Annotated in this window: 12 protein-coding genes and 1 other RNA gene; 7 read left to right on the forward strand and 6 right to left on the reverse strand. The window is 44.4% G+C overall.

Going from position 1 to position 11,888, the window contains the following annotated elements; translation table 11 throughout:
• The first annotated feature begins 69 nt into the window (after positions 1–69).
• From LMH68_RS10300 to mscS, 3 genes are all read left to right on the forward strand, one after another.
• Positions 70–1,233, forward strand: a complete 1,164-nt coding sequence (locus LMH68_RS10300) for a phosphoglycerate kinase (protein WP_017059064.1) — start codon at positions 70–72, stop codon at positions 1,231–1,233.
• A 155-nt stretch (positions 1,234–1,388) separates the two neighbouring features.
• Positions 1,389–2,465 carry a class II fructose-bisphosphate aldolase gene (gene fbaA / locus LMH68_RS10305; protein WP_010435694.1) on the forward strand — a complete coding sequence of 359 codons (1,077 nt, stop codon included), beginning with the start codon at positions 1,389–1,391 and terminating at the stop codon, positions 2,463–2,465.
• Between the two features lie 377 nt (positions 2,466–2,842).
• Positions 2,843–3,709 (forward strand): small-conductance mechanosensitive channel MscS, encoded by an 867-nt coding sequence (mscS, locus tag LMH68_RS10310; protein ID WP_017063201.1) that lies wholly within the window; start codon positions 2,843–2,845, stop codon positions 3,707–3,709.
• Positions 3,710–3,805: 96 nt separating this feature from the next.
• Here mscS and LMH68_RS10315 read toward each other — a convergent pair whose 3' ends face one another.
• Positions 3,806–4,435 carry a LysE/ArgO family amino acid transporter gene (locus LMH68_RS10315; protein ID WP_017059061.1) on the reverse strand — a complete coding sequence of 210 codons (630 nt, stop codon included), beginning with the start codon at positions 4,433–4,435 and terminating at the stop codon, positions 3,806–3,808.
• 142 nt (positions 4,436–4,577) lie between these two features.
• Here LMH68_RS10315 and LMH68_RS10320 point away from each other — a divergent pair, with 142 nt between their 5' ends.
• Positions 4,578–5,474 carry a LysR family transcriptional regulator ArgP gene (locus LMH68_RS10320; RefSeq protein WP_017068706.1) on the forward strand — a complete coding sequence of 299 codons (897 nt, stop codon included), beginning with the start codon at positions 4,578–4,580 and terminating at the stop codon, positions 5,472–5,474.
• Positions 5,475–5,585: 111 nt separating this feature from the next.
• On the forward strand, positions 5,586–6,299 hold the full coding sequence (locus LMH68_RS10325) for an oxidative stress defense protein (RefSeq protein ID WP_017059059.1): 714 nt from the start codon (positions 5,586–5,588) through the stop codon (positions 6,297–6,299).
• A 112-nt stretch (positions 6,300–6,411) separates the two neighbouring features.
• On the opposite strand, the gene serA is transcribed toward LMH68_RS10325, so the two are convergent.
• The 5 genes from serA to zapA form a co-directional block, all read right to left on the reverse strand.
• A complete protein-coding gene (gene serA, locus LMH68_RS10330; protein ID WP_017059058.1) occupies positions 6,412–7,641 on the reverse strand; it encodes a phosphoglycerate dehydrogenase in 1,230 nt (409 codons plus the stop codon).
• Between the two features lie 261 nt (positions 7,642–7,902).
• A complete protein-coding gene (rpiA, locus tag LMH68_RS10335; RefSeq protein ID WP_017059057.1) occupies positions 7,903–8,559 on the reverse strand; it encodes a ribose-5-phosphate isomerase RpiA in 657 nt (218 codons plus the stop codon).
• Positions 8,560–8,683: 124 nt separating this feature from the next.
• The gene (locus tag LMH68_RS10340; protein WP_065584112.1) at positions 8,684–9,283 is read right to left on the reverse strand and encodes a 5-formyltetrahydrofolate cyclo-ligase; all 600 of its coding nucleotides are present in this window, start codon (positions 9,281–9,283) and stop codon (positions 8,684–8,686) included.
• Positions 9,284–9,289: 6 nt separating this feature from the next.
• Positions 9,290–9,473: non-coding RNA, 6S RNA (gene ssrS / locus LMH68_RS10345), on the reverse strand.
• A gap of 11 nt (positions 9,474–9,484) precedes the next feature.
• On the reverse strand, positions 9,485–9,793 hold the full coding sequence (zapA, locus tag LMH68_RS10350) for a cell division protein ZapA (protein ID WP_004735366.1): 309 nt from the start codon (positions 9,791–9,793) through the stop codon (positions 9,485–9,487).
• Positions 9,794–10,101: 308 nt separating this feature from the next.
• Here zapA and LMH68_RS10355 point away from each other — a divergent pair, with 308 nt between their 5' ends.
• Both LMH68_RS10355 and ubiH read left to right on the forward strand, forming a co-directional pair.
• The gene (locus LMH68_RS10355) at positions 10,102–10,677 is read left to right on the forward strand and encodes a YecA family protein (protein ID WP_017070457.1); all 576 of its coding nucleotides are present in this window, start codon (positions 10,102–10,104) and stop codon (positions 10,675–10,677) included.
• A 24-nt stretch (positions 10,678–10,701) separates the two neighbouring features.
• Entirely contained in the window at positions 10,702–11,880 is a 1,179-nt protein-coding gene (ubiH, locus tag LMH68_RS10360) for a 2-octaprenyl-6-methoxyphenyl hydroxylase (protein WP_229648170.1), read from the forward strand.
• Positions 11,881–11,888 lie beyond the last annotated feature (8 nt).

Here is an 11,888-nt window from a genome sequence, read left to right on the forward strand (position 1 = left end):
ATTTATAGGCTTAGCAGGGTTGCTGAGTTTCCAAAACTTTATATTTATTTAAATTTGAGAGGACAAATCATGTCTGTGATCAAGATGACTGACCTGGAACTTGCAGGTAAACGCGTATTTATCCGTGCTGACCTAAACGTACCAGTAAAAGACGGTAAAGTAACTTCAGATGCACGTATCCTTGCATCTCTACCAACTATCAAACTTTGCCTAGAAGCTGGCGCAAAGGTAATGGTTACTTCTCACCTTGGTCGTCCTACTGAAGGCGAATACAACGAAGAGTTCTCTCTAGCTCCTGTAGTTAACTACCTAAACGACGCACTAGACTGCGAAGTTAAACTAGCTAAAGATTACGTAAACGGCCTAGAGCTAAACGCTGGTGAACTTGTTGTTCTTGAAAACGTTCGTTTCAACAAAGGCGAGAAGAAGAACGAAGAAGCACTTTCTAAGCAATACGCTGCACTATGTGACATCTTTGTAATGGATGCATTCGGTACAGCTCACCGTGCTCAAGCTTCTACACACGGCGTTGGTACTTACGCTCCTGTAGCATGTGCTGGCCCTCTTCTAGCTGCTGAGCTTGAAGCGCTTGGTAAAGCAATGGACAACCCAGCTCGCCCACTAGTGGCTATCGTTGGTGGTTCTAAAGTTTCTACTAAACTAACCGTTCTAGAATCTCTTTCTAAAATTGCTGACCAGCTTGTTGTTGGTGGTGGTATCGCGAACACATTCATCGCTGCTGAAGGCCACAACGTAGGTAAGTCTCTATACGAAGCTGACCTAGTTGAAACGGCTCAAAAGCTAATGAAAGAGTGTGCTATCCCAGTAGCAACTGACGTTGCATGTGCTAAAGCATTCGACGAAAACGCAGAAGCTGAAATCAAGCACGTTTCTGAAGTTCAAGACGACGACATGATCTTCGACCTTGGTCCAGATTCAACTGCGGCACTAGCTGAAATCATCGGCAACGCGAAAACAATCCTTTGGAACGGCCCTGTAGGCGTATTCGAATTCAAGAACTTCGAAGCGGGTACAGCTGGTATCTCTAAAGCAATCGCTGAGTCTGCAGGCTTCTCTGTAGCAGGTGGTGGTGACACGCTAGCAGCTATCGATAAGTTCGGTATCAAAGCTGACGTTTCTTACATCTCTACTGGCGGTGGCGCTTTCCTTGAATTCGTTGAAGGTAAAGTACTTCCTGCAGTAGCAATGCTTGAAGAGCGTGCTAAAGCATAATTGATTTAGAAAGGCGAGATGTGAATCTCGCCTTTTAACGTTTGCTGCATATCACACTTTTTTGCTAGAATGGCATAAGTTGTGAGCAAACGATTGCAAGTTTTTAAACTTAAGTTTTTTAATCTTAAAACGATAGAATAAATAGGACTATTTCCATGTCTAAGATCTTCGATTTTGTAAAACCTGGTGTGATTTCTGGCGATGACGTACAGAAAGTATTTGAAGTAGCAAAAGAAAACAAATTTGCTCTTCCTGCTGTAAACGTTGTTGGTACTGACTCTGTAAACGCAGTACTAGAAGCAGCTGCTAAAGTTAAAGCTCCAGTAGTTGTTCAGTTCTCTAACGGCGGCGCTGCATTCTTCGCAGGTAAAGGCGTTAAACTTGAAGGTCAAGGCGCACAAGTTCTTGGCGCTGTAGCTGGTGCAAAATACGTACACGCTGTAGCTGAAGCTTACGGTGTTCCAGTTATCCTGCACACTGACCACGCTGCTAAGAAACTTCTTCCATGGATCGACGGTCTACTAGACGCTGGTGAAGAGTTCTTCGCACAAACTGGTAAGCCTCTATTCTCTTCTCACATGCTAGACCTTTCTGAAGAGTCTCTAGAAGAGAACATCGAAACATGTGCTAAGTACCTAGAGCGCATGGCTAAAATGAACATGACAATCGAGATCGAACTTGGTTGTACTGGTGGTGAAGAAGACGGCGTTGATAACTCTGATATGGACGCATCTGAGCTTTACACTTCTCCAGAAGACGTAGCATACGCTTACGAGAAACTAATGGCTGTTAGCCCACGTTTCACTATCGCTGCATCTTTCGGTAACGTACACGGTGTTTACCAAGCTGGTAACGTTGTACTTACTCCAACTATCCTACGTGACTCTCAAGCATACTGTGCAGAGAAGTTCGGTATCGCACCTAACGCTCTAAACTTCGTATTCCACGGTGGTTCTGGTTCTTCTGAAGCAGAAATCCAAGAGTCTATCGGCTACGGTGTTATCAAAATGAACATCGATACTGATACACAGTGGGCAACTTGGGACGGTATCCGTCAGTACTCTGCTGACAACTTCGATTTCCTACAAGGTCAAATCGGCAACCCAACTGGCGAAGCTGCTCCAAACAAGAAGTACTACGATCCACGCGTATGGCTACGTGCTGGTCAAGCTTCAATGGTTGCTCGTCTAGAGAAAGCATTTGCTGACCTTAACGCTGTAGACGTACTATAATTCTTTGAATTAAGTACTCTTTAAGTTTTAAAAACCCGCTCATTGAGCGGGTTTTTTTATATCTGATAAAAACTTGTACTAAATATGTGAAAAACCTAGCGTGCGGTGAATAAATTTCGTAGTCTTTTAGTTATCGGTATTTGTGTTTATCGGTAAGTTTTAATAATTCAAAAGCTTACATAAATATGACTTTGCAATCTGTCAAAGATAGGATATCGTGCCGAAAAACTGAACTTGGTTCAGTTTATAAAAAGGACTTGGCTTTAATTTACTTTTAACACAATGACTTAACGGTAATTACACTGTTTATTATATTGCAGAGTAAATGAGGCTTAAGGCAGTTTAGCCCATAGCATATTATATAGAGGATGCACATTATGGCTGATAGTTCGACAGCGATTGAGACTCCACTTGTGGATGGTTTGTCTCAAGCAGAGCAGTGGTTAACAAATAATTCAGATTTATTTATCCAATATGGCGTAAATATCATTTCAGCACTGATAATTCTATTTATTGGCAACCTTATTGTTAAAGCAGTAGCGAATAGCGTGTCTAAGGTTCTTCAGAAGAAGAAAATGGACCGAGCAGTTGTGGAGTTCGTCCATGGTTTAGTTCGTTACTTGTTGTTTGTGATTGTTTTAATTGCTGCACTTGGTCGTTTAGGTGTTCAAACGGCATCTGTAGTTGCTGTTATTGGTGCGGCTGGTTTAGCCGTTGGTCTTGCACTACAAGGCTCACTATCTAACTTTGCTGCTGGTGTACTTATCGTTGCATTCCGTCCATTTAAGTCTGGTGACTATGTGGAAATTGGTGGTGTGGCAGGTTCAGTTGATTCTATTCAAATCTTCCAAACGGTTCTAACAACGCCAGACAACAAAATGGTTGTAGTACCTAACGGTAGCGTTATCGGCAGCCCAATCACAAACTATTCTCGTCATGCGACGCGCCGTATTGATCTAATGATTGGTGTTTCTTACAACGCTGATCTTCAGAAGACAAAAGCGCTACTGACTAAGATCTGTGAATCTGATGAGCGTGTACTGAAAGAACCTGGCGTTCAAGTTGGTGTTCATACGCTTGCTGATTCTTCAGTTAACTTCGTTGTTCGTCCATGGGTTAGCACTGCTGACTACTGGAATGTTTATTTCGACCTGATGCAAGCAATTAAAGAAGGCTTGGATAACGAGGGTATCGAAATTCCATTCCCGCAAATGGATGTACACATGAATAAAGTAGAAGCTTAATTCCTAGTTAGTTTTTATAACTATAAGCTTTTATAAGGAAAGGCGGATAACTTAGGTTATCCGCCTTTTTTGTTGGTTTCATGAAGCTAAATAGATTTACCAGTATTGCTCAATAAGTCCATCGGTAAGCACCGTTGCTATGGCGAACATCATGGTTGCGACTGCGATATCAATGCCTTTCTTAACCTTAGGTTTAGATAGCGTCGGGCCTAGTTTTGCAGCGCCTAATGACAAAGAATAGAACCAGACGAACGAAGCCAATATAGTCCCCATAGCAAATGCAATTCTGTCGTTGCCTTCAAATTGCCCACCAATGGATCCAAGAATTACCACGGTATCCAAATAGAGATGTGGGTTTAATACTGTTACTGCCAATGCCCCTAAAATAACGGTGCGCTTGCCACGCGCTAATATCTCACCTTTCGACTCATCACTGGTGCGCACTTTGAATGCACTGCGTAGTGAGAGCAAACCATACACAGTCAGAAAAGCGATGCCACCTAGTGTCACTGAGGTAAGCAGTAATTCATTTTGCGACAAGATCGCTCCGCCGCCAAAAATGCCTAATGAGATAAACAGAGTATCGAGCAGGCTACAAATCGTTGCTGTCGTTAAATGATGATTGCGTTTTATCCCTTGATTTAGGACGTACGCATTCTGAGCGCCAATAGGGATAATCATACTTGCCCCTAGACCAAAACCTTGTAATAAAACCCAAAAACTCATTTTAACCTCCACTTATTTAACGATATTTACGTGCTATATGGCGAAGATACTCTGACCCTTTAAATAAGTATAATTAATGATTTTAATCCATTATTAGAGTTGCTAATGTGGTGATGAGTTAGCTTAAAAAGGAAGCAAATTGATGCGCGGATTGGATTATAAATGGATTGAAGCACTGGATGCTGTAGTAAAACAACGTAGCTTCGAAAGGGCTGCTGAGCAGTTATATATCTCCCAGTCGGCGGTATCTCAACGCATCAAACAGCTGGAAAAGTGGTTGGCTCAGCCAGCCTTGGTGAGAGAAAGCCCGCCTAGGCCAACGCCTGCGGGTAAAAAACTACTGGGCTTATATCGCCGTGTTCGTTTGTTAGAGCACGAGCTTGTGCCTGAGTTGATGAATGAAGAGGGTAATCAACCACTATCGATATCCATAGCCACCAACGCTGATAGTTTGGCGACATGGTTGCTACCAGCTTTGTCGGATGTGATTAAGTCTCGCCAAGTCGAGTTGAACCTCGCGATTCATGGTGAGTCGAGAACCATTGAAAAGATTAAAAGTGGCGAGGTGGCCGGTGCAATCAGTTTGGAGTCTCAAGCGATTCCTGGCTGCAGTGCTGACTATCTCGGTAGGATGGATTATGTGTGCGTGGCTAGCCCTGACTTTCATCAGCGTTACTTTGCAGAGGGCGTAAACTACGCCACCTTAAGCAAAGCACCTGCGGTTTCCTATGATCAATACGATGATCTGCATAAGAAGTTTCTGCATGATCATTTTAACGTCCCGAGAGACAGTGTGATCAATCATACAGTCGGCAGTTCAGAAGCATTTGTGCGCTTGGCATTATCGGGTGTAGCCTATTGCTTGATCCCCCGATTACAGATTATCGATGAGCTCGAGTCTGGTGCTCTGATTGATATTACCCCTGGCTTTCTGCTCTCTTATCGCATCTATTGGCACCATTGGCAGCTTGAGAGCGGAGTATTAAAAGAGGTATCCCAAGCAATATTGAGTTTTGCTCACAATCACTTACCTCAGTAAACTGTTGGTTTTTTCAGCGTCAAAGTTCTGTTAGAAGTGTGTGCTCTGGATTGGCTAAACGATAAATTGCTCTATGATGAAAGGACATTTGTTTAGCATAGGTCATACCTAATGAAGCTTGTACCAAAGATGTTAGCAACGTCTCTTACTCTTACTGCGGCGTTGAGTGCTGTGAGTTTTCCATCATTGGCTGACTCTCCATCCTTTCCTCATATTTCAACGACAGGCTATGGTGAAGTGATCGCTACACCTGATATGGCGACATTCTCTGTGAGAGTCGTGGAATCGACGATGACTGCTGAACAGGCTAAAAATACCGTTGATAAAGTCGTGACAGGCTTTCTAAACAAGCTACATCAAGCTGGTGTTGATGAGGCGAGTGTACACAGCTCTAACCTGTATTTATCTCCTCAATATCATTACCCGAAAGATGGCAAACCGGAACTGGTTGGCTACCGCGCCTCACGTAATGTGACCGTTCAAGTGACTGAGCTAGCTAATCTTAATGAGTACATGGATATTGCGATTGGAGAAGGCATTAATCAGATCGACAACATCCAACTGCAAGTTCGCGACCAAGCTAAGTATCAAGAGCAAGCGCGCTTAGAAGCCATTAAAGATGCGACATCAAAAGCTAAATCATTGGCGAGTGGTTTTGAGCGCGAGTTAGGTGATGTATGGCGCGTGGATTACAACGCCCAATCTTCTCAGCCAGTACTCATGCGTTCAATGGCGATGGATGCAAGAACAGAATCGAACTCTTATGAAGACTCAACGATCACCATTCGTGATCGCGTGAATGTGATCTACCAGATCGAAGAGTAATGACAGTGATATAGAAGGTTTTGGATCATGACGACCTAATTACCTACGATAGGCCAAATGCTAAAAAGGCTCTCATGATGAGAGCCTTTTTTATGCATTTTGAGTGTGATGATTAGTGAAGAAGACGAGCACGGATTGTGCCTTCGATCTCTTTCAGTTTAAGCAGTGCTTCTTCAGAGCGATCGGCTTCTACATCGATAACGACATAACCCATATCAGCCGCAGTCTGTAGGTATTGACCCGCGATGTTGATCCCTTCCTCAGCGAAGATGGTGTTGATCTGAGTTAGGATGCCTGGGCGGTTTTCGTGAATGTGTAATAAACGAGACGTTCCAGTATGCAGTGGTAGTGATACCTCAGGGAAGTTAACACTTGATAGCGTAGAGCCGTTATCAGAGTATTTCGCTAGCTTACCAGCAACTTCAACACCAATGTTCTCTTGTGCTTCTTGAGTTGAACCACCCACGTGAGGCGTTAGGATCACGTTATCGAACTGCATTAATGGAGACTCAAACGGGTCTGCATTGGTTTTTGGTTCTGTTGGGAAAACATCAATAGCCGCACCTGCAAGGTGTCCAGACTCCAGAGCGCCACACAGAGCAGGAATATCGACTACCGTGCCACGAGCTGCGTTGATAAAGATAGAACCAGGCTTCATGCGCTCGAACTCTTCTTTACCCATCATGTCTTTTGTTTCGTTGGTTTCAGGTACATGCAAAGAGATTACGTCACACTTGTTCAGTAATTCCGTCATGGTATGAACTTGCGTTGCGTTACCCAGAGACAGTTTGTTTTCAATGTCGTAGAAGTAAACACGCATGCCAAGGTTTTCAGCAATAATACCCAGTTGAGTACCGATGTGACCGTAGCCAATAATACCTAAACGCTTACCACGGGCTTCGTAAGAGTTGTCGGCACTCTTTTTCCAGATGCCACGGTGTGCAAGCGCGTTCTTTTCTGGAATGCCACGTAGTAGCAATAGAACCTGACCAAGAACGAGCTCAGCAACGCTTCGAGTGTTTGAGAACGGTGCGTTGAACACAGGGATACCGCGTTTTGCTGCTGCTTGAAGGTTGACTTGGTTAGTACCAATACAGAAACAACCGACGGCAACCAGCTTTTCAGCTGCATCAATAACTTCTTGGGAGATATTAGTGCGAGAACGAATACCAATGAAATGAGCATCTTTTACTGCTTCAAGAAGTTCATCTTCCGGTAGCGAGCCTTTGTGGTACTCAATGTTTGTGTAACCAGCGGCTTGCAGTACTTCTACAGAAGAAGGGTGAAGACCTTCTAGAAGTAGAATTTTAATTTTTTCTTTTTCCAGTGAAACTTTGGCCATTGTTCTCGTCCTTAAAATGGAAAGGTTGGGCAAATGCGGCGCACGTGCTACAAAATGGCTGAAAGGGGAACAAATTCACCACTTTGTTAGGAGACAAACGTTTTCTCTGTGCGTCTTCTGAACAATAAAGTAACAAAAAAAAAATGTTTTGGGTAAGAAAATTACGGAATAAGACATAATTTTACAGCAATAAAGCAAAAAAAACGGCGCCCTAGGGCACCGTATGTAATGAAGTAACAGAAAAACTCAATCTTCTATTATTTATTCTTCGATTTTTGCACCTTCAGGCGTGCCGGTGATAACCACATCAGCACCACGGTGAGCGAACAGACCAACCGTCACCACACCAGCTATACCATTGATGATATCTTCTAGTTGTTTCGGGTTTTCGATCGCCATGCCGTACACATCTAGGATCACGTTGCCGTTATCGGTTGTGCAGCCTTCGCGGTAAACTGGGTCACCACCAAGCTTAACCAACTCACGTGCCACGTATGAACGTGCCATTGGGATTACTTCAACAGGCAGTGGGAATTTACCCAACACATCAACTGCTTTAGTACCGTCAACAATACACACAAACTTATCAGAGATAGCCGCTACGATTTTTTCACGAGTCAAAGCAGCGCCGCCGCCTTTGATCATATCGCGAGTTGGGTTGATTTCATCTGCGCCATCAACATAGATGTCTAGCTTAGCGACATCGTTACACTCATACACTTTGATCTCTAGCTCTTCTAGTCGCTGCGTTGAAGCAACAGAGCTTGAAACCGCACCTTTGATTTTGTCTTTCATTGTGCCTAGTGCGTCGATGAAGTGATTTACTGTAGAGCCAGTACCTACACCTACAATGCTGCCTTCTTCAACATATTGAAGTGCTGCCCAGCCAGCTGCTTTTTTCATTTCATCTTGAGTCATGCCATTCTCCTGAATAAGGTCTTGCGCTTTGAATTGATCGTTTGCGTAATGATGAAGTTAACGTTTAGATATTGAGTTAACGTTTCTATATCGAGGTTAACGTTTGCGGCGCGATTATAGCGCTTTAATGGTTGCTTTCCCATTGCCAAGTTTTACTCGGAGTCACGATTTTAGGTAACGGAATGTCCCATTCTTCAATCGGTAGCGTATCAACATGTTGGCAATCATGAGCCAAACCAATAGGAGCTGCACCTTCGCCCGTCTCGAACCACTTTGCCAAGGTGCGATCGTAATATCCGCCGCCCATACCTAAACGATGGCCATGGGAGTCAAAGCCGACAAGGGGCGTAAGAATAAGGTCGAGTTGCTGACAAGGTTTAACCAGCATTTGATTGAGCTGAGGTTCGACAATACCGTACTTATTCAAGACCGTCGGTGTGGTTGGCGAGTAGTGTAAAAACAGCAGGTGCCCGGCAGAGAAGGGGTGCAATACTGGTAAATAAGTTTGCTTACCTTGCGCCCATAACCATTCGATTAAAGGCTGAGTATCGAGTTCGCCATCGATAGAGATATAGAGGGCAATATGCTGAGCAGACTGAATTTCATCAAGCTGCATGCACTGCTTAACTAAGTCGATACCGGATTGAGTTTGTTGGTCGCCAGATAAGGCATTGCGTTTGATACGGATCTGTTTGCGAAATTCGCTGCGTGTGAGCGTCTTCATAAGAAGGGATACCCCAAAGTGCCGTTGAGAATAGATGGCCCTTGAACCAGCGAGTTCAAGGCGGATCAGCAATGATTACCGTAGGCTTCTCGGTCGGGCCGAGCATGCTCAATAGCACTCAAGTACTAACCCTTAGGGATTGCTTATCGGCTCGGGGACGTGAATCCTCTGACAAACACTCCAGGGTAAATTTTGTGTACGCTATTGCTGTCCGTGCTTAACTTTACTGAGGACATCTGAAAGTGATGTCGTGAGCTGTTCCATTCGCTCGGTCAGTGCGTTTTGTTCATCATTTGCTTCAAACTTCTTGGTTTGTAATTCGTAGCAAATATTCAGAGCTGCGATAGTCAGCAGCTTCACTTCATTGGTTACCTTAGTACGTTCAGCCATCTCTTTCAATCGATTATCAAGATCGGCCGCCGCTGCAATCAATGACTCTTCTTGCCCTGGTGGACAATTCACTCGAGTCAGTTTTCCTAATATTTCAACGTCTACCGCTTGATTACTCATGATGGATGAACTCTTTAACGCGCTATTTTAAGGCTGTTGCCCTTCGCCATTTTTTGAGAAAGAAAAAGTGCAAGTACCGATGAGGAAGCAATCTCCTCTGAGGGAGAAACTATAGGTAAACCGCTATTAAGATTCAAGCTTTTCAGAGTGACTGTTTGTAAATGAGAGCTTGAGCACACAGTAATTCAGCAAATTGAACAATTGGTAGTCAGTCATCCTTCAATTGCTGGGGATCGATGCTTACCAGAATTGGGGTGAAGTGGTACGATTATACTATCGATATAAAGAATAACTGAGCGAGCTATCTGATGAGCGAAACTACTTTACCTGACTACCTAACGGTTGCGACTGAACTTCAATCGGCAAGTCTAGCCGTAACCCCTGCTGAGATGCACGGTTTATTAACGGGTATGTTAAGCGGAGGCTTAAGCCTTGCAGATAAAAGCTGGCAACCACTGATCTTCGATTACACCAATGAAGGCATGGGTTGGCCAGATCGCGCATTAACGCTAGCGGAAGCGACACTGAAAGTAACGACCAGTGAAATCACAGGTTCGGGTATGGAATTGTCTATGTTGCTGCCTGACGAAGACGCAAGCGCAAGCCTGTTTGATCTTGCTGACGGTGTGTCTGATTGGATTAACCACTTTATTTCTGGCTTAGGCTTGGTTGGCGCTCAATTGAACAAAGCGTCTGACAGTACAAAAGAAGCATTAGCTGATCTAGAAGAGATGGCTAAGCTAGGCATTGACGAAGAAGATGATCTGGAAGAGCAAGCGCAGCTTCTAGAGCACGTTATTGAGCACGTAAAAGCGTGTGCACTAACGATTCATGCTGAATTTGGTGCTCGCCCATCTGAAGATGCGGCGCCTACCATTCATTAATTCGTTGGCCGGTTTGAGGTTATGATGGCTCAGTATGATGTTGTAATTGCTGGTGGCGCAATGGCAGGGGCAACCTTAGCCCTTGCTTTGAATCACCTAAGCCAAGGTTCACTGTCGATTGCGGTAGTGGAGCCTTATCAGGTTGATCATCAAGCTCACCCTGGGTTTGATTCTCGTTCGATTGCTTTGTCCTATGGCACGGTGCAGATCCTGGATTCTTTGCGCTTATGGCAATCTATCGCTCCGGTCGCGACCCCGATTAAAGATATCCATGTTTCGGATCGCGGGCATGCCGGAATGACAGACATCTACAGTGAAGAGCTTGCTGTAGATGCGCTTGGCTACGTGGTCGAGTTAGCAGATGTGGGTCGAATCTATCAGCAGAAACTTGAATCAGAAGCGGCAATTACCATGCTTTGTCCTGAGTCTGTTAGTAAAGTTGAACGTGAAGAAGCGTTGACGACGATTGAACTGACAAGTGGGCAACCAGTAACCACTAAGTTACTGGTTGCTGCTGACGGTGCAATCTCAACCTGTTGCCAACAGCTCAATATCTCATTGAGTGAGCACGACTTTGAGCAAGTCGCTGTGATTGCCAATATTGTGGCGAGTGAACCTCACCAAGGTCGCGCATTTGAGCGTTTTACCCATCATGGGCCAGTTGCTCTATTACCGATGAGTGACAACCGTTTATCGCTGGTTTGGTGTTTAACACCAGAGCAAGCACAAAAAGTGATGACGCTAAACGACAATGAATTTCTTGAGCAATTGCAGAATGACTTTGGCTGGCGACTTGGCCGATTAGAGAAGGTCGGCAAGCGCGCGAGTTACCCTCTGATTCTTCGTCACCGACAGCAAAATATCTCTCATCGATTTGCCATTGTTGGTAATGCTGCTCAAACGCTTCACCCAATTGCGGGGCAAGGCTTTAACCTAGGCATCCGAGATGTGGCTTCCTTGGCAGAAGAGTTGTGTACCCAGTTAGATGATGTAGGTCGTTACCGTGGTCTTGTTAACTTTAGAAAGCGTAGAGAACAAGACCGAGACGCAACGATCACGTTGACTTCAAGCCTAGTTCACCTGTTCTCAAACGATTATATGACCGCTCGCATTGGGCGTAATCTTGGGTTAGCCGTAATAGATAACCTTCCACCACTTAAAGGTCCACTTTTGCGTCATACGCTTGGCCTAGTAGAAAGATAAGGTAATAA

Source organism: Vibrio sp. F13 (assembly GCF_020806305.2).
Taxonomy (GTDB): domain Bacteria; phylum Pseudomonadota; class Gammaproteobacteria; order Enterobacterales; family Vibrionaceae; genus Vibrio; species Vibrio crassostreae_C.